Source organism: Myxococcus xanthus (genome assembly GCF_013116825.1).
GTDB classification, from domain to species: Bacteria; Myxococcota; Myxococcia; order Myxococcales; family Myxococcaceae; genus Myxococcus; species Myxococcus xanthus_B.
Genome location: NZ_JABFNS010000066.1, coordinates 16589 through 37832, shown reverse-complemented (window position 1 = coordinate 37832; position 21244 = coordinate 16589). Strand labels below are relative to the sequence as shown.

Annotated in this window: 15 protein-coding genes; 8 read left to right on the top strand and 7 right to left on the bottom strand. The window is 68.3% G+C overall.

Annotation, left to right across the window (positions count from 1 at the left end):
• Positions 1-6: 6 nt before the first annotated feature.
• On the bottom strand, positions 7-1236 hold the full coding sequence (glgC, locus tag HNV26_RS20130) for a glucose-1-phosphate adenylyltransferase (protein ID WP_090484336.1): 1230 nt from the start codon (positions 1234-1236) through the stop codon (positions 7-9).
• Between the two features lie 255 nt (positions 1237-1491).
• Here glgC and HNV26_RS20125 point away from each other — a divergent pair, with 255 nt between their 5' ends.
• Positions 1492-2373, top strand: coding sequence for a GGDEF domain-containing protein (locus HNV26_RS20125; protein WP_026113815.1), 882 nt, complete (start codon positions 1492-1494; stop codon positions 2371-2373).
• 3 nt (positions 2374-2376) lie between these two features.
• A complete protein-coding gene (locus HNV26_RS20120) occupies positions 2377-2553 on the top strand; it encodes a hypothetical protein (protein ID WP_171441850.1) in 177 nt (58 codons plus the stop codon).
• Between the two features lie 142 nt (positions 2554-2695).
• On the opposite strand, the gene HNV26_RS20115 is transcribed toward HNV26_RS20120, so the two are convergent.
• The 5 genes from HNV26_RS20115 to HNV26_RS20095 all read right to left on the bottom strand — a co-directional run bounded on the left by HNV26_RS20115 (position 2696) and on the right by HNV26_RS20095 (position 11502).
• Positions 2696-3724: an NAD-dependent epimerase/dehydratase family protein gene (locus HNV26_RS20115; protein WP_171441851.1), complete on the bottom strand. Its 1029-nt coding sequence runs from the start codon at positions 3722-3724 to the stop codon at positions 2696-2698.
• A complete protein-coding gene (locus tag HNV26_RS20110; RefSeq protein WP_171441852.1) occupies positions 3721-8133 on the bottom strand; it encodes an AMP-binding protein in 4413 nt (1470 codons plus the stop codon). The genes HNV26_RS20115 and HNV26_RS20110 overlap by 4 nt, the downstream gene beginning before the upstream one ends.
• Before the next feature lie 8 nt (positions 8134-8141).
• Entirely contained in the window at positions 8142-9752 is a 1611-nt protein-coding gene (larAH, locus tag HNV26_RS20105) for an NPN-dependent hydroxyacid isomerase, LarAH14/15/16 family (protein WP_011551640.1), read from the bottom strand.
• A gap of 13 nt (positions 9753-9765) precedes the next feature.
• Positions 9766-10431 carry an HAD family hydrolase gene (locus tag HNV26_RS20100; RefSeq protein WP_011551641.1) on the bottom strand — a complete coding sequence of 222 codons (666 nt, stop codon included), beginning with the start codon at positions 10429-10431 and terminating at the stop codon, positions 9766-9768.
• A gap of 90 nt (positions 10432-10521) precedes the next feature.
• A complete protein-coding gene (locus tag HNV26_RS20095) occupies positions 10522-11502 on the bottom strand; it encodes an NAD-dependent epimerase/dehydratase family protein (RefSeq protein ID WP_171441853.1) in 981 nt (326 codons plus the stop codon).
• Between the two features lie 347 nt (positions 11503-11849).
• Between HNV26_RS20095 and HNV26_RS20090 the strand changes: the two genes are divergently transcribed.
• The 6 genes from HNV26_RS20090 to hemH all read left to right on the top strand — a co-directional run bounded on the left by HNV26_RS20090 (position 11850) and on the right by hemH (position 20201).
• The gene (locus HNV26_RS20090; protein ID WP_171441854.1) at positions 11850-12167 is read left to right on the top strand and encodes an SWIB/MDM2 domain-containing protein; all 318 of its coding nucleotides are present in this window, start codon (positions 11850-11852) and stop codon (positions 12165-12167) included.
• A gap of 165 nt (positions 12168-12332) precedes the next feature.
• Positions 12333-15434: a malto-oligosyltrehalose synthase gene (treY, locus tag HNV26_RS20085; protein ID WP_171441855.1), complete on the top strand. Its 3102-nt coding sequence runs from the start codon at positions 12333-12335 to the stop codon at positions 15432-15434.
• Positions 15431-17572, top strand: coding sequence for a glycogen debranching protein GlgX (gene glgX, locus HNV26_RS20080; RefSeq protein ID WP_171441856.1), 2142 nt, complete (start codon positions 15431-15433; stop codon positions 17570-17572). The genes treY and glgX overlap by 4 nt, the downstream gene beginning before the upstream one ends.
• 127 nt (positions 17573-17699) lie before the next feature.
• On the top strand, positions 17700-18650 hold the full coding sequence (locus HNV26_RS20075) for a TerC family protein (protein WP_171441857.1): 951 nt from the start codon (positions 17700-17702) through the stop codon (positions 18648-18650).
• Between the two features lie 70 nt (positions 18651-18720).
• Positions 18721-19107, top strand: a complete 387-nt coding sequence (apaG, locus tag HNV26_RS20070; protein ID WP_171441858.1) for a Co2+/Mg2+ efflux facilitator ApaG/CorD — start codon at positions 18721-18723, stop codon at positions 19105-19107.
• Positions 19107-20201, top strand: a complete 1095-nt coding sequence (gene hemH / locus HNV26_RS20065; RefSeq protein WP_171441859.1) for a ferrochelatase — start codon at positions 19107-19109, stop codon at positions 20199-20201. The genes apaG and hemH overlap by 1 nt, the downstream gene beginning before the upstream one ends.
• Here hemH and HNV26_RS20060 read toward each other — a convergent pair.
• Entirely contained in the window at positions 20146-21165 is a 1020-nt protein-coding gene (locus tag HNV26_RS20060; RefSeq protein ID WP_171441860.1) for a hypothetical protein, read from the bottom strand. The genes hemH and HNV26_RS20060 overlap by 56 nt on opposite strands.
• Positions 21166-21244 lie beyond the last annotated feature (79 nt).

Genomic DNA, 21244 nt, shown 5'->3' with positions numbered 1-21244 from the left:
GCCGCCTCAGGTCACCTTCATGCCCTTGGGAATCACCACGACGCCCCCGGGCGTGACGTGGAAGCGCCGCCGGTCCTCCACCGGGTCGAAGCCGATGGTCATCCCCGGCGGAATCTCCACGTTCTTGTCGATGATGGCCCGGCGGATGCGGCAGCGCCGGCCGATGGTGACGTTCTCGAACAGGAGGGAGTCCTCCACCTCCGAGTACGAGTTGACGCGCACCTTCGGCGACAGCACCGAGCGCCGCACGCTGCCGCCGGAGATGATGCAGCCCTCCGCCACCAGCGTGTCCATGGCGTGGCCCACGCGGTGGTTCTGCTCGTCCGCGAAGACGAACTTCGCCGGCGGGTAGTTGTTGGGCTGGGTGTGGATGGGCCAGCGGTCGTTGTAGAGGTTGAACGTCGGGTCCACCTCCACCAGGTCCATGTTGGACTGGTAGTAGACGTCGATGTTCCCCACGTCCCGCCAGTAGCCGCGCTCCTTCGCCTCCTGGCCGGGGACCTCGTTCTGGGCGAAGTCGTACACGTACACCGGCGCGCGCTTGTACAGCTCGCTGATGATGGACTTGCCGAAGTCGTGCGCGCTCGCCTCGTTCGCCGCGTCCCGCACCACCTCCTGCACCAGCACGTCGGTGGAGAAGAGGTAGTTGCCCATGGAGGCCAGGCACATCTTCGGGTTGCCCGGCATGGGCGGCGGGTCCTTGGGCTTCTCCAGGAACTGCCGCATCCGCCCGTCCGGCCCCACGTCGATGATGCCGAACTCGCGGCCCTGCTCGATGGGGACGGGAATCGCGGCCACCGTGCACGCCGCCTTCTTCGCGCAGTGGAAGTCCAGCATCTGGCGCGTGTCCATCCGGTACACGTGGTCCGCGCCGAAGACGAAGATGTAGTCCGGCTCCTCGTCGGTGATGATGTTGAGGTTCTGGTAGATGGCGTCCGCGCTGCCCTTGTACCAGTCCAACCCCGTCCGCATCTGAGCGGGGACGGCTTCCACGTAGTGGCCCAGGAACGCCGTCATCCGCCACGCGCGGGACAGGTGGTTGTTGAGCGAGTCGCTCTTGTACTGCGTCAAGACCTTCATCCGGTACACACCGGAGTTGGCGAAGTTCGACAGAACGAAATCGATGATGCGGTAGCGGCCGCCGAAGGGGACAGCGGGCTTCGCGCGCTCGCGCGTCAGGGGCTCAAGGCGCGTGCCAGCGCCTCCAGCCAGAATCATCGCCAGGACTTTGGACATAGGTGTTCCGGACGTTAGCCGTCCCTGGAGGGCCGGCAAGGGCACGTGTGCCCGCCTGCCAGCCATCGTTGAATCCCGAACCGCCTGTTCAGGTGTCCTGACCGGCGCTGGACGTCCCGACGCCTCGGGTTGCCGGCCCTCGTCCGGCGGCCGCTCCCGGGTGGCATGTGGGAGAAGCGCCGCAAAGGGCCGAAGAACCGGCCCCCGCTGCGTTGCATGGCGTCTGCCGAGGCTATCGTGCTAGCCTCGTTTCCGATGGCCGGCGACGAAACCCGCGTCACCAAGATCTCAACGCTCAACGTGCATGCCCACCGCAGCACGGAGTGTTGTCTCGTGCAGATTCATGGCCCCGAGCTCGGCAAGAAGTACCTCATCGAGGATGCCGAACTCACCATCGGGCGGGATCAGCACAACCACATCGTCGTGGACCTGGACAACGTGTCCCGCCGCCACGCCCGGATTCTGGGGCGTGGGGGGAAGATGCTCGTTGAAGACCTGGGCTCCACCAACGGTACCTTCCTCAATGACCAGGAAGTGCTTCAGGCCTCTCCGCTGCGCAGCGGAGACCTGGTCAAGGTCGGAGGCTCCATCTTCAAGTTCCTCGATGGCGACAACATCGAGACCCAGTACCACGAGACCATCTACACGCTGACCATCGCGGACGGCCTCACCGGCATCAACAACAAGAGGTACTTCCTGGAGTACCTCGAGAAGGAGATGGGCCGGTCGACCCGCTATCAGCGCACCCTCACGCTGATGATGTTCGACATCGACCACTTCAAGCAGATCAACGACGTCCACGGCCACCTCGCCGGGGACTACGTGCTGCGGGAGTTGGCCCAGTCCATCAAGCGCCTGGTGCGCCGCGAGCAGTGCTTCGCCCGCTACGGCGGCGAGGAGTTCGCCGTCGTCCTCCCGGAGGACGGCCCGGACAAGGCGCGCCTGTTCGCGGAGAAGATTCGCCGGCTCATCGAGGGCAAGTCCTTCGTCTACGACGACAAGGAAATCCCCGTCACCATCTCCATCGGTGTGGCCGAGCAGACGTCGGACATGCTGGAGCCCACGCACTTCATCAAGGTGGCGGACGCCAACCTGTACAAGGCGAAGAAGTCGGGCCGTAACCGCGTGGTGGGCTAGGCCGTGGCCGCCAGCGCAAGCGAAGCGGGCCCGTCCTTCCTCGCGCGGTTGGTGCTCGTGCTCCTGGGCTGCGCCTTCCTCGGCGCGGCCTGGGTGTGGAGCCACCGCGCGGAGCCCTGGGCCGCGCGCCTGGTGGACAACGCCCTGCGCACGGTAGGGGTGCCGCAGCGCTCGGAGTGAGGCGACGTGCCTGGCGCGGTGCCGCCGGCCGGCGTCGCCAAGGTGGCTCCGGTAGCAGCGCGTCGCCGGGCCGTGGTGCACTCCTCGCGGCCAGGTCAGTGGCGGGAGTCCGGTGCCCGGAATCTCCCGCCGCGAGCGTTGCTCAGGTGTTCTCGCGCAGCTCCGCCAGCCGGCCCTTGGTGCCCGGCAGGCTCTGAGGCGGCATCTTCCCGTAGATGTGCTGCACCGTCTCGGAGAGCGTCTCCTGGATGTCGCGCGCGCGGAAGCCGAGCTCGGCCTCCGCCTTGGATGCGTCCAGCCAGAACCAGTGCTCGCCGATGTCGATCTCCTGCGGGTCCAGCGTCGGCGTGGTGCCGCGCACCTTGGCCCAGCGCTCCAGCAGCTTCCCGCCGAGCACGTTGACCTTGGAGGGGAGCTTCAGCTTCGGCGCGGGCACGCCGGACAGGCGCTCCAGCCGCTGGAAGAAGTCCTTCATGGACAGATTCACCCCCATGAGGTGACGGCCGTACACCTCGCCCCGGGTGAGCGCCTGGACGAAGGCGTCCGCCGCGTCGCGCGCATCCACGAAGGAGATGCCGCCGCCCGGCATGGCCGGAAGCTCGCGGTTGAGGAACTTCACCACCGTCCACGTGGAGGACAGCCGGTCATCCCCGGGCCCCATCAGCAGGCTGGGGTTGAGCACCACCAGGGGAATCTCGTGCTTGCGGCAGTACGCGAGCGCCAGCTTCTCCTCGTAGATTTTCGACAGGTAGTAGGGCCACTGGCCCACCACCGTAATCGGGTAGTCGGCGCGCTCGTCGAGGACCTGCGCCTCCTTCGACACCGCGATGGTGCCGGAGGTGGAGGCCAGCACCACGCGCTTCACGCCGGCCTCGCGCACGTCCCGCAGCAGCTCGCGCGTGCTGTCCACGTGCAGCTCGAACATCTTCCGCGCGTCCTTCGGCTGGAAGGAGACGAGCCCCGCCAGGTGGTAGACAGCGTCCACGCCCTCCAGCGCGCGGCGCACCGCGTCCCGGTTCTTCAAGTCACCGGGGACGTACTCCGTGCCCGCGTAGGGGGCGCCCGAAGGCCGCGAGCGGCCGATGAGCCGCACCTCGTGGCCCGCCGCCACCAGCCTGGGCACCAGGTGCGTGCCCAGAAAGCCCGTGCCTCCCGTCACCAGCAGCTTCACGAGTCCTTCCCTTCCGTGGACGTGGGGGCGCGGGGACTGGCCGCGGCCGGAGGCAGGTCCACGCGCTCCAGGTTCAGCACCCGGCCGTCGCGCAGCGCTCGCATCGAGTCCTCGGCGATGCGCGTGACGTAGCGGTAGCCCTCCGAGCGCGCCATGCCCTGCACCCGCGTGCGCAGGTCCGCGTGGCCCAGCACCGGACCGATGTTCACCCGCAGGGGCGTCTTCGTCTTGGGCAGCACGCTGCCCTTGGGCAGCGCGTCGAAGGCGCCGTCGATGTACAGCGGCAGCACGTCCATGTTGAAGGTGAGCGCCAGGTAGCCCAGCGTGGACTTGAACTCCATCAGCTCGCCGGTGGTAGAGCGCGTGCCCTCCGGGAAGATGAGGACGTTGAAGCCCTGGCGCAGCGCCTCGCCCGCCATCCGCAGCGACTCGCGCAGCGAGCCCTGCCGTTCAATGGGGACCAGGTTGGTGAAGTTCTCGAACCAGGCGCGCTTGAGCGGCGTGTTGAAGAAGTAGTCACGCGCCGCCAGGGACACCAGCCGCTCGCCCTGGTCACCCAACGCCACGCGGACCAGGCCCGCGTCCAGGTGGCTGGAGTGGTTGGCGATGACGAGGAAGTTGCGGTTCTGCGGGATGAAGGGCTTGCCCGTCACCTTCACGTCGAACACGCCGCCGTAGAGCACCTTCTGCCCGAAGGACAAGAGCTGGCGGCCCACGTCCGCCACCACGTCGGGCACCGGAATCTCCACCTCTTCCGCGCGCTCGTTCTCCTTGGAGATTTCCTTCGCGCGCGTCTCCACCGCGGGGCGCTTGCCGGAGGACGCCACCACCTTGCGCAGGTCCTCCACCGTCTGCACCTGCGTCAGGTCCTCCACCGCGGGCAGCGGCACGCCGGCGGCCTCCAGCGCGGAGGACAGCTCGGTGAGCATCAGCGAGTCGAAGCCGAGGTCCCCGCTGAGCAGCGCGTCCGGACGCACGTCGGACACCGGCCGGTGGCTGACGTCCGCGATGAGCGGGAAGAGCCAGTCCGCGATGCCGCCCGTGGCGGGGTTGGCCGCCTTCTCGCGCGCCTTGCTGGCGCTGGCCGCCATGCGCTCCTGGCGCTTGAGCTCCTCCACCACCTGCTTGCGCTTCACGCTGCGCTTGGCGGTGCGAGGCAGCTCGCCGTCCCACAGGCGCAGCACCTTCACGCGCCGGTAGAAGGGCATGCCCGCGCTCACCTTGCGGAAGTGCTCCTCCAATTCGCGGCGCACTTCCTCACGCGGGCGGTCCGCGTAGTCGGGCACGCACAGGCACGCCACCTTCTCACCGCCCGCGTCATCGGGCAGGCCGACGATGGACAGCTCCTTGATGTGCGTGTGGTCCTGGTACAGCTCCTCCAACTCGTCCGGGTAGATGTTCTTCCCGTTGTGGTCGATGATGACGTCCTTCGCGCGGCCCACCAGGTACAGGTGGCCCTCCGCGTCCAGACGTCCCAGGTCGCCCGTGTGGAGCCAGCCGTCCTTGAGCACCGCCTCGGTGGCCTCGCGGTCGCCGAAGTAGCCGGGCATGACGTTGGGGCCCTTGGCCAGCACTTCACCCAACCCGCCGTTGTCCGGATTGAGGATGCGCAGCTCGATGCCGGGCAGCGCGCGGCCCACCGTGCCGGGCTGGCGCTTGTTGCCGGGCTTCGTCACCGACAGCACCGGCGCGGCCTCCGTCAGGCCGTAGCCCTCCGTGATGTTGAAGCCCAGCTCGTGGAAGGCCTTGTGCACGTCGTCCGGCAGCGCCGAGCCGCCCGACACGATGACCTTGATGCGCCCGCCGAACTTGCGGTGCACCGGCCAGAACAGCAGCTTGCCCAGGTTGATGTTGTTGCGGTTGCGCAGCTCGCCGTGGGTGGCCATCAGCGCCTTGAGCGCCTGTTCGATGAACGGCGGGCGGCTGGCGAACTCCTGCGTAATCTTGCGGTGCAGGAGCTGCCACAGCGCCGGCACGCCCACCATGGCGGTGATGCGGCCCGTCTCGAACACCTCGCCCAGCCGGTCCGACGTCAGCTCGTCGATGTAGGTGATTTCCGCCCCGCGCCAGAACGGGGTGAGGAAGCCAGCGGCGAACTCAAAGGTGTGGTGCAGCGGCAGGACGGACAGCACGCCGTCGCCCACGCCGATGTCGAAGGTCCCCGCCAGCTTCGCCACCAGCGCGGCGAAGTTCCGGTGGGTGAGCATGACGCCCTTGGGCGTGCCCGTGGTGCCGGAGGTGAAGATGATGCTGGCCAGGTCATCCGCCGCGGCGGACCTTCGCACCGGCCCGATGCGGTCCGGGTGCGCCGGGTCGCCCGTCATCGCCTCCGCGAGGCTGGCCACGGTGACGCCGTCACCCAGCGCGGCGAAGAGGCCGGGGAAGTCCCGGGCCGCGTCCTCGGAGACGAGGCACGCGCGCGCGTCCGCCCGGCGGGCGATGTTGACGAGCTCCGCCTCGCTCAAGCCCGGGTCCACCGGAACGACGGTGGCGCCCGCGCGCAGGATGCCGAAGTAGCTGACGCCCCACTCGGGCCGGTTCTCCGACACCAGCAGCACGCGGTCGCCGTGCTTGATGCCCGCGGCCAGCAGGAAGCTGCCCACGCGCGCGGCATAGCGGTGCACCTCGCCGTAGGTGAAGCGCTCTTCCTTCTCGCCCGCCACCATGCGGAAGGCCACGCGGTGCCGGTACGCGTGCACCGTGGCTTCCAGCAGCTCCAGCAGGTCGCGGTGCGCGGGGATGACGGTGCGCTTCTCACGCTCCGACTCCATGCCCGGGAACACCCACTTCTCCAGGCCAGGGAGGTGCGTCCCCAGGAAGTAGTCGCGCCAGTCGATGTGCTCCGGGTCCCAGGGCACCTTCAGCCGGTCCGCGTGCGCCATGCGCGCATACACGGAGCGGGTGTTGTCGCAGCGGAAGACGTAGCGGTTCTCGTAGAGGAAGGGGAGGAACAGCTCCGTCAGGGCGATGATGCCCTGGGCGTTGTCGTCCACCTCGTCCAGCGACACCTTCGCCTTGTCCAGCATGGCCTGGACGGCCGGGGCGCCCCACGCGGGACGCACCTCGTCGATGGCCTTCTTCAGGAAGCGCGCGCCGCGCGACAGCATGGGCGCGCTGAACAGCTCGAACTCCTTCTTGCTGACCGGCTGCGGCTCGACGCGCGAGCGCAGCTTGTTCATCAGCGCGTTGCCGGACTCGCGGTTGCGGTAGTAGCGCCGCCGGTACAGGCCCACCAGCTCCACGGAGCGGCCGGCGTAGAAGGGATTCTCATCGCCGGAGGCGAGCTGGTAGATGCGCCGCTCCTCCACGTCCATGGCATGCGCGGTGATGCCGATGGTGGCGCCCGCCACCTGGTCCACCGGGATGATGTCCAGGATGGTGTTCTCACCCGCGGGGATGCCGCCGGGGCCCTTGATGCCCGCGAAGGCCAGGGGCGCGGAGGTGGTGAAGCCCTCGTTCCAGCCAGGGAAGGGGAAGTGCCGCGCGCTCTCCACGATGGAGGGCCGGACGATGGAGTAGCGCAGGCCCGGCGTGGCCGCGAGCACCTGCTCGCCCAGGGACTTGGTGTACGTGTACGTGTTGGGCCAGCCCCAGTGGGCGGCGCGCTCCATGCCGGCGCGCACCAGCTCGCCGCTGAGCCACAGCTTGCGCTCACGGCCCACCGCCAACCGCAGCGTCTTCTCGTCGTTGGGGTCGCGGCCTTCCTCCTCCAGCCGGTCCAACGCCTTCTTGCGGAAGGTGGACGTGAGGGCCCGGTCCTCGGCCTGCTCGCGCAGCCGCGCGACGATGCGCGCCGCGTCCTGCAGCTCCTGCTCCAGGCTGAAGTCGCGGCCGTCCATCTCCTCCCGCTTGGGGAAGTAGCCGCGAATCTCCTCGTCCTCGAAGACGAGCCCGCTGCGGTTGCCGGCCACGAAGGCCGTGGACATGTGGATCAGCGGGACGGACCAGCGCAGCGCCAGCGCCGCGGCGAACTTCAGGCCGTGGGTGTTGACGTTGAGGCCCACCTCCAGCGACGGGTTGAAGGACACCAGACCCGCGCAGTTGATGAACGCGTGCACCTTGCCGGTGAGCGCCTCCACCTGGGGCTCTTCCAGGCCCATCCACGGGTCGGTGATGTCGCCGTCCAGCACCTCCACCTTCTGGCGGATGAAGGCCAGCGCGCCTTCTTCCCCCAGGCTGTCTCGCAGCGGCTGGAAGGGCTCGCTGGTGGCGACCTTGTCGAAGAAGCGGCGCTCGGCGGACGCGGCGCTGCCCTTGCGGACCAGCACGTACACCTTGTCCAGGTCCTGCCCGTAGCGGGTCAGCAGCATGGACAGCGTCACCTTGCCCACGAAGCCGGTGGCGCCCGCGAAGAGCAGGCGCTTGCCGGTGAAGGTCTGGGTGACGTTCAGCTCGGGAAGGGCGGCCATGGGCGTCCTCACTTCACATCCACCATCACCGTGGGCGCGATGCGCAGCAGGCTGATGGTGGCCGAACGGCCCATGAACCCGCGGGCCTCTTCAATGGCCTCGGTGAGCGTGTCGGTGCGGTCCCAGCCCATCAGGGCGGGGACGTGGTTGTTCTCCGCGCCCGCGACAATGACCTTGCCCACGTGCTGGCGGCCATTCTCGCCCCAGTACCACATGTAGAAGGGGTGCACGCCGTGGTAGGCGTTGCCCTTGCGGTACAGGTGCACGTAGCTGGGGTTCTCCGCGAACTCGCGCTCGTACTTGTGCTCCAGCTTCATGGAGTCGCGCGTCTCCGGCAGCAGCCGGTGGAAGAACTCGATGTAGCTGGGGTGGTGCTCCGGGTCGAACTCGTCGTAGGCCGGGTGCAGGAGGATGAGCACGCCGCCCTTCTTCACCAGCGGCACGCCGCGGTTCAGGTTGTAGAAGTAGCCCAGCCCCATCACCTGCACCAGCAGCGGGTTGAGGATGGAGTTGACGCTGTACGGGGAGATGAACGGGATGGGGAAGATGACGATGTCGCTCTGCCCCTCCACCGGGACCACGTACTGCTTGTAGCTCGTCTCCAGCGTCTTCGCGTGCGTGGGCTCCGTGGCGCCGGCGTAGACGCCCGTGACGTCATAGGGCGCGGGGACGGAGTTGAGCACCTTGCGCGCCGCCGCGCGCGGCAGCTTGGACAGCGCGAAGCGCATGGCCTGGAACTTCAGCCGGTCCGCCTCCGTGTAGTCCTCTTCCTTCTTCGCCAGGAAGTCGGTGGGGCCGCCGAACATGCGGTTGTTCAGCGCCGTCTCGATGTGGAAGACCTTCAGGTGCTTGTCGATGTTGCGCCCGATGCGCTCGTTGCTCTTGTAGAGCGCGCTCGTCTTCGGCTCCATGTAGCTGTCGGAGGCGCGGATGGTCTTCGGGTTGTGGTGGTGCCGCAGCGACGCGTAGTTGGACACGCCGGTGCCCATGGACTTGTGCCCGCCGTTCATGGGCACGAAGTTCACGTTCACGTAGACGATGAGGTCGCTCTCCGCCACGCGGCGGTTCACCGACACCTCTTCACCGTGGGACGTGCGCTCCAGCGCGACCATCCCGTCCGGGTCCTCGGCGTCGTGGTTGTAGTAGCGGTCCGGGTAGTAGGCGTCGAAGATCTTCTCGCCCACCATGCGCTTCATCTCGCCTTCCGTCATCCGGCGGTGCAGGGCGTTGGCGATGATGAGGTGCACGTCGTCCACGCCGCTGTCGGCGGCCAGCTCCAGGACGATTTCCAGGATGGTCTGCCGCACGTCCGGGGTGACCATGGGCGGCAGCGGCACGCTGATGTCGTCGATGACGCACGTCAGGCGCATGCCCGGCTTGAGGAGCGCGTGCAGCGGCTCCATGCCCTCCGGGTTGTTGATGGCGTAGCGGATGGCGGCCTTGACGTTGGGCACGCCGGCCAGGGGCGGGCGCGGGAAGATGACGCGCGTGCCGACCGGAAGGTCTTCCTGCAGGAAGTTCTCTCCGTGGAAGAGCACGCGCGGGGGGCTGCCCTTCTCGGTGATGACGACCTGGCTTTCCTCGTCGTACAGCTTCTGGAGCGTCTTGAACGGGCGCATGGCGTGGGGGCTCTTACTTGAGGTCGAGGATGGGCCAGTTGTAGGCGCGCGCGATGGAGCGCAGCCGCAGGTCCGGGTTCACCGCGGTGGGACGGCCCACCACCGCGAGCATCGCGTAGTCAGAGGCGCTGTCGGAGTAGCCGTGGCACTTGTCCAGCGACAGGCCTTCCTTGGTGCAGTAGGCGCGGATGGCGTTCGCCTTGTTCGCGCCTTCGATGATGGGCGGAATCACCTTGCCGGTCGCCTTGCCGCCCACGAACTGCATCTTGTTGGCGATCATGTCGTCGGCGCCCAGGTGGCGCGCCAGCGGGCGCATGGTGAAGTCCAGGGCGCCGGTGACGAGGACAATCTTGCAGCCGCTGCGGCGGGCCTGGTCGATGAGGTCCTGCGTCTGCTCGAAGAGGGCGGGCTGCAGCACGTCCTCGAACATGTCCTCGGCGATGGTGACCAGGCGGTCTTCGCTCAGGCCCGCATAGTAGCGGTAGAAGAACTCGTTGAACGTCTTGCGGTCCACCGCGTCCATGACACCGAAGAGCGGCACGCTGAGGGCGGTGCTCAGGGTCCGCCCCGCGATGCCCAGGACGGAGCCGCGGTTCATCGCGTAGTACGCGTAGACGTGGACGACGTTCGTCTTCACGAGCGTCCCGTCGACATCGAAGAAGGCAGCTTTCGAGGACATGGGGCTGCGGGCTTCCTGACACTTCGAGGGGGGGGAGGTCAATGATGCCGGGAGTTTGGCGTGCCTCCCGGCGGCTCGGGGGAGAAGGGGCTACAGCCAGCCCTGCTCCCGGTACCACTGCACGCTGCGACGGATGGAGTCCGCCAGGTCGCGCTGGGGGTGAAAGCCGAGCAGCCGCTCGGCCTTGGCCCCGGAGCACGTCCAGGCGGGCGCCAACAGTTGCTTCGCCATCTTCCGGCTCAGGGCCAGCTTGCGGCCCGTCAGCTGGGACACGCCGTCCGCCGCCGTGGCCATGGCCCGCAGCAGCGCGGGGGACACGCGCACCGTGCGGGGCGTCAGCCCCAGGGCCTGCGCGCCCAGGTCCTGCACCTTCTCCAAGGACAGGGGCTCGCCGGGGCCCGCGCAGAAGAAGGCCTCACCGACGGCCGCCGGGTGCGTGGCCTGCAACACGAGGATGTCCACCACGTCCTCCACATCCACCATGGTCAACGGCCGAGGGCCGCCGGACAGCTCCAGCCGGATGCCGCGCTGAGCCATCTTGAAGAAGGGAAGATTCTCCCTGTCCCCGGGGCCCAGGATGCGCGGCGGCCGGCACACCGTGACGGGCAGCCGGTCTCCATAGGAGAAGGCGATACGCTCCGCCTCCGCCTTGCTCTCCCCATACCATTCGTGGGGATGGAAGGCGTCTTCCTCCACGTGCGGCCGGGTAGGCGTGGACGGGCCGCAGGCGGCCAGCGAGCCCGTGAGCACCAGCCGGTGGCGGTGACCCGCGGCCACCATGGCCTCGCACAGGTGGCGGGTGCCCTCCGCGTTGACGCGCATGAAGTCGTCGCGTGTCGCGCCGCGGCGAGCGCCCGCCAGGTGGAAGACGACGTCCTGGCCCGCCACCGCGGCTGAGAGCGTGGAGGGCACCGTCACGTCGCCCTCCACCCGCGTGTAGGCCAACCCCGCGAGCCCCGAGGCATCTCCTCCCGGGCGCAACAGGCATGTGACGCTGTCTCCCCGCGCGGCCAGGGCCTTGGCCAACCACATTCCCAGGAAGCCGCCTGCGCCGGTGATGAGGGCTCTCATGTTGGGGTTTCATCCAAAAAAACACACCACGACCGCAAGGAGAATCCGGCGGTCGCTTCCGGGAGTGATCCACGCCGATAAGGGGTTTCCCGAGGGAAGATATCGTTCCGGAGGCTGATTTTCGGGCTCCGGCCGTGTCCCGAAGTGAAGGCCCGCGAGGGTGCCGAGCGCTCCGGAGGCTGATTCTCGGGCTCCAGCCGTGTTCGTAGAGGGGCGCTCAGAGGGAAAAACGCAGGAGAGGGCTGTTTTTCGGGCTTGGGCGTGCTACTTCTACGCCGCAACGGCTCTCGCTTCACGTAAGCAAAGCCGTACAACGTCCCCTTCGGAGGGGAGGAGACTCAAGACGAATGGCCGCCAAGAAAGCTGCTGCGAAGAAGGCTCCCGCCGCGAAGAAGGCTCCCGCTGCGAAGAAGCGCACGCCGAACGCGTCGTTCATGAAGGAGATGACGCCGTCTGACGCGCTCGCTCAGATCGTCGGCGCGAAGCCGCTGCCGCGCACCGAGGTTGTCAAGAAGCTCTGGGCCTACATCAAGAAGCAGGGCCTGCAGGACGCGAAGAACAAGCGGCAGATCAACGCCGACGACAAGCTCAAGCCCATCTTTGGTGGCAAGAAGAGCGTCACCATGTTCGAGATGACGGCGCTGGTGAACAAGCAGCTGAGCTGAGCATTGGCCGGGCTCTCCCGGTGGCCGTACTCGGGGCTCGCCGCGACAAGCGGCGGGCCCTTTGCATTTCCAGGGGTTGGCGTGTCGGCGTGGAGCGTTGGATAGAGGGCGGACGCGTTTCTGCGTGCTGGCGGTCGGCGCGCGGGCGGCCTACCTCTGCGCCGCATGCTGCTCGACGCCTTGGAAGAAGAGGGGGCCGCCTCGAATGGGGCGGGTGGCGCCACGATGACGGCGGAGGCCCTGGCCGAAGGGCTCTATGCACGCGTCCAGGCGGAGCTGGATGCGCGCCCGCACACGCCCCTGTCCACGTACCGAGTGCAGTTCCACCAGGGCTTCACCTTCGAGGACGCGCGGCAGGTGGTGCCGTACCTGGCCCGCCTGGGGGTGAGTGACCTTTATGCCTCGCCCTATCTGAAGGCCACGCCCGGAAGCACGCACGGCTACGACTGCGTGGACCACCAACAGTTGAATCCCGAAGTCGGGACGCCCGAATCGCACGCGGCGCTCTGCGCGGCGCTGCGTGAGCAGGGCATGGGGCAGGTGCTGGACGTGGTGCCCAACCACATGGGCATCGAGCGGGACAACCGTCTGTGGTTCGACGTTCTGGAGAACGGCCCGTCCTCCGTCTACGCGAAGTTCTTCGACATCGACTGGTCGCCGGTGAAGGAGGAGCTGCGGGACAGGGTGTTGCTGCCGATTCTGGGGGACCAGTACGGCATCGTCCTGGAGCGAGGGGAGCTGACGCTGTCCTTCCGCGACGGCGCCTTCTTCCTCCATTACTACGACCACCTGCTGCCGGTGGCGCCGCGTCAGTACTCCCGCATCCTCCGCCACGGCCTGGAGCGGCTGGAGTCGCGGCTGGGGGAGGAGCACCCCGGCATGCTGGAGTTCCTGTCCATCCTCACCGCCATCGACTACCTGCCCTCGCGCACGGAGGTGGAGCGGCCGAAGGTGGTGGAGCGCCACCGGGAGAAGGAGGTCATCAAGCGCCGGCTGGCCGCGGTGACGGCGGCGTTCCCGGAGATGCTGGCCTACATCGAGGACAACGTCCGCGTCTTCAATGGCGAGCCGGGCAACCCGCGCTCATATGACCTGCTGGACTCGGTGCTGGCGGCGTGCAGCTACCGGTTGGCGCACTGGCGGGTGGCGGGCGAGGAAATCAATTACCGGCGCTTCTTCGACATCAACGGCCTGGCCGCGCTGCGCGAGGAGGACCCGGACGTCTTCCAGGAGGTGCACGCGCTCATCTTCCGCTGGCTGCGCGAGGGGCTCGTCACGGGGCTTCGCATCGACCACCCGGACGGCCTCTTCGACCCGACCGCCTACTTCCTGGACCTGCAGGAGGCGTACTTCGTGGAGCGGGCCCACGCGCTGTTCCTCCAGACGCACGCGGAGGATGACACGCGCTGGCCGGCGGTGGAGTCCACGCTGCGCGAGCGCTGGCGCGCGGAGGTGACGCAGCAGCCGGACAGCCGGCTGCGCAAGGCGCTGTACGTGGTGGTGGAGAAGATTCAGGGAGGCCGCGAGCGCATGCCCGAATCCTGGGCCGTGCACGGCACCACGGGCTACCGCTACGCCAACGCGGTGAGCGGCGTGTTCGTCCAACCGGACGCGGAGAAGGCGCTGACGGAGACATACGAGCGCTTCGTGGGAGGGCAGGCGGACTTCGCCGAGCTCGTCTACCAGAAGAAGCTGCTCATCATGCGCGTGTCCATGGCCAGCGAAATCAACGTGCTGGCGCACGCGCTCAACGGCATCTCGGAGATGAACCGGCGCACGCGCGACTTCACGCTCAACTCGCTGCGGCGGGCGCTGGTGGAGTTCATCGCCCTGTTCCCCGTGTACCGCACCTACGTGGACGGCTGGCGCCCGGAGCTGGACGGGCGCGACGTGCAGTACATCGAGTGGACCATCCAGCGCGCCAAGGAGCGCAACGCCACCACCAACGCGTCCATCTTCGACTTCCTGCGCGACATCCTCCTGCGCCGCTACCCGGAGCACGCGGACGCGCGCGAGCGGGCGGACATGCTGCGCTTCGCCATGAAGCTGCAACAGGTGACGGGGCCCGTCATGGCCAAGGGCCTGGAGGACACCGTCTTCTACATCTACAACCGGCTGGTGAGCCTCAACGAGGTGGGCGGCGAGCCGGAGCGCTTCGGCGTCCACGCCAACACCTTCCACCTGCGCAACCAGGAACGCGCGGAGCGGTGGCCGTCCAGCCAGCTCACCTCCAGCACCCATGACACCAAGCGCAGCGAGGACGTGCGCGCGCGCATCAACGTGCTGACCGAGGCGCCGGAGGAGTGGCGCAAGCGGGTGAAGAGGTGGGCCCGTCAGACGGAGAAGGCGGTGTCCCAGCTGCCGTCCGGTCCGGCGCCCACGGCCAATGACATGTACCTCTTCTTCCAGACGGTGGTGGGGGCGTGGCCCATGGGTGACGCCCACTCCGCGGAGGTGCTGGCGGACTTCCAGCGCCGGGTGCGCGAGTACATGGGCAAGGCCATCAAGGAGGCCAAGGTCCGCACCTCGTGGACCAACCCCGACAGCGCCTATGACGACGCGGTGGCGCGCTACGTGGACGCCTGCTTCGACCCGAAGGTGACGGGCTCCTTCCTGGCGGACGTGCGGGACTTCAAGCGCTCCATCGAGCGCGCGGGCCAGTACAACGCACTGGGGCAGCTGCTGCTGAAGATGGCCTCACCCGGCGTGGTGGACACCTACCAGGGCTGCGAGCTGTGGGACTTGTCGCTGGTGGACCCGGACAACCGGCGGCCGGTGGACTTCGCGCTGCGCGCGCGGCTGCTGGAGACGCTGGACGCCGAGGCGGAGAAGGACCGGGCCGCGCTGAGCGCACGGCTGGCGGCGAACCTCGATGACGGCCAGGTGAAGCTCTACGTCCTGACGGAGTCCCTGCGGCTGCGCCAGCGGCAGGCGGCGCTCTTCCGGAAGGGCGGCTATCGGGCGCTCGAGCTGACCGGCGCCCGGGCGAAAGCGGCGGTGGCCTTCACCCGCGAGCACGGCGACACGGTGTTGGTGGCCTGCGCGCCGCGTTACACCCTGTCCGCCCTTCAGTCCCCCGAAGGGCTGGCGGGCGCTTACGGCAGCACGTTCCTGGACCTTCCGGAGGCATATGCGGGCATGATGTTCCGCGATGTGTTCACCGGCCGTCAGGTGCGGCCCGAGCGTGGACCGGGTGGCGCGGTGTTGCCCCTGGGGCCGCTCCTGGCGGAGTTTCCGGTGATTCTGCTGGAGAGGAGCGCCGGATGAGGAGGGCCGAGGTGCTTCCAGGGAAGCCGTATCCCCTGGGCGCCACGTTCGATGGGCACGGTGTCAACTTCGCCGTTTTCAGCGAGCACGCGAAGAAGGTCGAGGTCTGTCTCTTCGACCCCGAGGACCCCGCGAAGGAGACGCGCCGCTTTCCCCTGCTGGAGACGACGCACCAGGTGTGGCACGGCTACGTGCCGGGGCTGGCCGCGGGCGTCCTCTACGGACTGCGCGTGCACGGGCCCTACGAGCCGAAGAAGGGGCTGCGCTTCAACCCCCACAAGCTGCTGGTGGACCCCTATGCCCGGGCCATCCACGGCCAGGTGGACTACCAGGCACCCATCTACGCCTATACGCCGGGCGCCAAGGAGGACGACCTCGCGTTCGACACGCGCGATGACGCGGCCGCCGTGCCCAAGGGCGTGGTGATGGGCGCGGACACCTTCGACTGGGAGGGAGATGCGCCGCCTGCCGTGCCGTGGCACGACACGCTCATCTACGAAGTCCACGTGAAGGGCTTCACCAAGCTGCACCCGCGCGTCCCGGAGGCGCTGCGGGGCACCTACGCGGGGCTGGCGCACCCGGCCAGCATCGAGCACCTGAAGAAGGTGGGCGTCACCGCGGTGGAGCTGCTGCCCATCCAGCACATCGTCGACGAGCCCTTCCTCATCCAGCGCGAGAAGGTCAATTACTGGGGCTACAACACGCTGGGGTTCTTCGCGCCGGACGCGCGCTACAGCGGCTCGGGTTCGCTGGGCGGGCAGGTGGACGAGTTCAAGCGCATGGTGAAGCAGCTGCACCGCGCTGGCATCGAGGTGCTGCTCGACGTCGTCTACAACCACACCTGCGAAGGCAACCAGCTGGGCCCCACGCTGTCCTTCAAGGGCGTGGACAACGTGGCGTACTACCGGCTCACGGAGAAGGACCCGCGCTACTACCTGGACGTCACCGGGTGCGGAAACTCGTGGAACGCCACGCACCCGTATGCGCTGAAGCTCGTCGCGGACTCCCTGCGCTATTGGGTGGAGGAGATGCACGTGGACGGGTTCCGCTTCGACCTGGCCACCACGCTGGGAAGAGACAGGCACGGCTACGACACCCGCGCCGCCTTCTTCCAAATCATCCACCAGGACCCGGTGCTCAGCCGGGTGAAGCTCATCTCCGAGCCCTGGGACGTGGGCGACTTCGGCTACCAGGTGGGCAACTTCCCGGTGCTGTGGAGCGAGTGGAACGGCAAGTATCGCGACACCATCCGCCGCTACTGGAAGGGTGATGACCGGCAGGCGGCGGAGATTGGCTACCGCCTCACCGGCAGCTCGGACCTGTTCTCACTGTCCGGCCGCAAGCCCGCCGCGAGCGTGAACTTCGTCACCGCGCACGACGGCTTCACGCTGCACGACCTCGTCACGTACAACGACAAGCACAACGAGGCGAACGGCGAGGAGAACCGCGACGGCGCCAACGACAACCACTCCTGGAACTGCGGGGTGGAGGGCGAGACGACCGACGCCGAGATCAACGCCCTGCGCGAACAGCAGAAGCGCAACTTCCTGGCCACGCTCTTCCTGTCCCAGGGGGTGCCCATGCTGGTGGCCGGCGACGAGATGGGCCGCACGCAGAAGGGCAACAACAACGCCTACTGCCAGGACAACGAGCTGTCGTGGGTGGACTGGGCGCTGAACGACACGCAGCGCGCGCTGCTGGACTTCACCTGCGCCCTGACCAAGCTGCGGCGGGAGCAGCCGGTGCTGCACAAGCGGCGCTTCTTCCGCGGCGCCCACATGTGGGACAGCGAGATGAAGGACCTGGCGTGGTTCCGGCCCGACGGCCAGGAGATGCGCAAGGACGACTGGGAGAAGCCCTACGTGCGCTCCCTGGGATTCCTGCTGGGCGGTGACGCCATCACCGCGCCGGACGATGAAGGGAACCGGATTGTGGGGGACACCGTCCTGGTGCTGATGAACGCCCACCACGAGCCCATCACCTTCAGGCTGCCCGCCGTCGAATGGGGCGCGGACTGGGAGCTGGTGGTGGACACGGCGTTGGCGGGGGAGTCGCCTCGCACGCATACGCCGGCGGGAGGCACCGTGCAGGTGGTGGGCCGCTCCCTGGCGGTGCTGCGCCGCCCGGCGACGGAGTAGCCCCGCGAGGCCGGAAGGGGCCCGCTGGACGAAGGCAGGAGGTCCGGCGGGTTTCACGCGAGGGGTCGACGCACAGGCAGCCCGCCGGTAGGGTGCGCCCCGTCATACCCTGCAACAGGATTGCTACGTGAACACGCAAGTCGCGCTCTGGGTGGGTTTCAACGTCTTCGTCCTCGCGATGCTCGCGCTGGACCTGGGGCTGTTCCACCGCAAGGCGCATGCGGTGACGCCGAAGGAGGCGGGCCTCTGGACGCTGGTGTGGATTACCCTCAGCCTGATTTTCTGCGCGGGCATCTGGCACTACCAGGGGCCCACCGTGGGGCTCCAGTGGTTGACGGCGTACGTGGTGGAGTACGCGCTCTCCGTCGACAACCTCTTCGTCTTCCTGATGGTGTTCAGCTACTTCCGGGTGGCGCCCGAGCACCAGCACCGGGTGCTCTTCTGGGGCATCCTGGGCGCGTTCGTCATGCGCGCTGGCCTCATCATCGCCGGCACGGCGCTGGTGAAGCAGTTCCACTGGCTCATCTACCTGTTCGGCGCGTTCCTCGTCTTCACCGCGGTGAAGATGCTGGTGTCCAAGGACGAGGAGATGGACCCGGAGCAGAAGGGCATCGTGAAGTTCGCGCGCCGGGTGCTGCCGGTGGCCCGGCTGGGTGAAGGCAGCCGCTTCATGGTGCAGGAGGACGGCCGCAGCAAGTTCACGCCGCTGTTCATCGTGCTGCTGGTGGTGGAGGCCACGGACCTGCTCTTCGCGCTGGACTCCATCCCCGCGGTGCTGGGCATCAGCCAGGACGCCTTCATCATCTACACGTCCAACGTGTGCGCCATCCTGGGCCTGCGCTCGCTGTTCTTCGTCGTGGCCAGCCTGATGGAGAAGTTCCACTTCCTGAAGGTGGGCCTGAGCGCGATTCTGGGCTTCGTGGGCGTGAAGATGCTCATCACCTTCTTCGACATCCACGTCCCCATTGGCATCTCGCTGGGCGTGATCGCCGGCGTGCTGGTGGCCGCCATCATCGCCTCGCTGGTCTGGCCGAAGCAGCCCGAGCCCGGACAGGACCGGGAAAGCGCCAAGCTCTAGGCAGGGCGCTGGGGCTTCCAACCCGGCGTTTTCCTTGCAAGTGGCCGCCGTTACCGCCAAATCTGGGGGCATGTCCTCCAGCGCCATCACCGACGGCATCCGCATCACCGTGAAGCCCGCCTACTGGCCGGAGCGCAGTGCTCCGGAGTCCGGGCAGTTCGCCTTCATGTACACGGTGGAGATTGCCAACGAGGGCGACGCGCCGGCGCAGCTCAACGCGCGCCATTGGGTCATCACCGATGCCACGGGCAAGGTGGAAGAGGTGAGGGGCGAGGGCGTGGTGGGCCGCCAGCCCCACCTGGGGCCCGGAGAGCGGTTCGAGTACACGAGCTGGGCCATGCTGCGCACGCCCTTCGGCACCATGCGCGGCACCTATGACATGGTGCGGCCGGACGGCACGCACTTCGAGGCGCGCATCGCCGAGTTCGCGCTCACCCTTCCCAACTCCCTGCACTGATGCCAACGCCCACTTCGAAGCGAGGGCTGCTGCTCGTCAACCTGGGGACGCCGGATGCCCCGCAGACGGGGCCCGTGCGCCGCTACCTGCGCGAGTTCCTCAATGACCCGCGCGTCATCGACATCCACCCGCTGGGCCGCTGGGCGCTGCTCAACTTCATCATCCTGCCGATGCGTCCGGCGAAGAGCGCGGAGGCGTACCGCCAAATCTGGATGAAGGAGGGCTCGCCGCTGCTCGTGTACAGCCAGGCCCTGGCGGCCCAGGTCTCCGAGCGGCTGGCGGGGGAATACGAGGTGGCGCTGGCCATGCGGTATGGCTCGCCCTCCATCCCGGACGGCATCGCGGCGCTCAAGGCGCGCGGCGTGTCGGAGTTCACCGTGCTGCCGCTGTACCCGCAGGAGGCGGCGTCCTCCACCGCGTCCTCGCTGGCGCGCACCTATGAGGTGCTGGCCCAGTCGTGGGATGTGCCCTTCGTGCGCGCGGTGCCCGCCTTCTTCGAGCACCCAGGCTTCCTGGATGCCTTCACCGCCGTGGCGCGGCCGGTGATTGACGACGCGCGCGCCGACTACGTGCTCTTCAGCTTCCATGGCCTGCCGGAGCGGCACATGCGCAAGAGCGACCCCACGGGGACGCACTGCCTGTCCACCGCCTCGTGCTGCGACGCCATGACGGACGCCAACCGTCACTGCTACCGCGCGCAGAGCTACGCGACGGCGCGGGGGCTGGCCCAGCGGTTGGGCCTGCCGGCGGATGGGTGGAGCGTGTCCTTCCAGTCGCGGCTGGGCCGCACGCCGTGGGTGAAGCCGTACACGGACGTGGTGTTGCCGGAGCTGGCGAAGAAGGGCGTGAAGCGCCTGGCGGTGATGTGCCCGGCCTTCGTGGCGGACTGCCTGGAGACGCTGGAGGAGATTGGCCTCCGCGCGCGAGAGCAGTTCCTGGAGGCGGGAGGGGAGTCGCTGACGCTGGTCCCCTCCCTCAACGCCCACCCGGCCTGGGTGGACGCCGTGGTGCGCATGGTGCGCGAGTCGGACGGGCCGCCTACTGCTGTGGTTGGGCCGTCGGCGCCGGCGCGGGAGCCGATTCCACCGCGGTGAGGCGCAGCTTCAGCGCGCCCGTGGGCACCTGGAGCGCGGCGGTGGGAAAGGCGCCCTTCGTCACCGAGGTGACGGTGCCCTCCCAGGAGCGCCACCGCCCGGCCTTCACCAGGAACTCGCCGCGGCCGGTGATGCTCACCTCGGCGCTGGCGCTGGTTTCGGGCGTGGCCCGGGGCCGGGGGCGGCCCGATTCGTCCGCCTCCGCGTCTTCCTCTTCGGCGCGCGCGGGCGAGGTGGGGGGCTCCTCCTTCCCGCGGACCTTGCCGGCCAGCTTCTCGGAGATGTTGTACTCCAGCGTGGCCACCTGCTCGCCCCCGTCGGCGGGCGTCAGGCTGGCGAGCTTCACGCGGTTGCTCCGCTCGGGCTGGCCAGCCTGGAACTGGGGCCCCAGCGCCTCCATGAGGATCAGCTCGGTGCCGAGCGACCACGCGTCACCGGTGCCCACCGGATCTCTCGGCAGCTCCAGCACCAGGGTGGCGGTGTTGCGGGTGGCGCCCTGCAGGCCGTCGAGCACGAAGCCGCGCTCGCTCAGCGTGGCCGTGTCCGCGTCGACGTTGCCGCCCACGGGGACGACGCGGAGGCGGTAGTCACCCGAGTCGGTCCGCTCCATGAAGTAGGTGACGGGCCCGGGCAGGGCCGCGGTGGCCGCGGCGACGGGGGCGGGCTTCTCCTTGCCCTTGGCGCTCTTGGGGGGCGCGGCTTCCTCGGTGCTGGCGGGCGCGCCGCCGCTGCGCTCGATGTCGAGCCGGTACGACGTGGGGGCGCCCTGGGCAATCTTCCACCGGAGGACCACCTTCGAGGGGTCCACGGGCGGCTCCGCGGCAGCCGCGGGGGCGGCCTCCGCGGGAGGCGGAGCGTCCTTCATCCCCGGCGGGCGGGGAATGGGCTCCATCTTCCCACGGGGCTCTTCCTTGCAGGCGGTCAGTGAAAGGGCGACGACCAGACCAAACACGCTTTGCTTCACGCGGGGACGCTCCTTGGCAGCCCTCGCGGGATATCGAAGCAGGCGAGGTCATTCAAGTACGTCACCCGGCCGCTTCGAG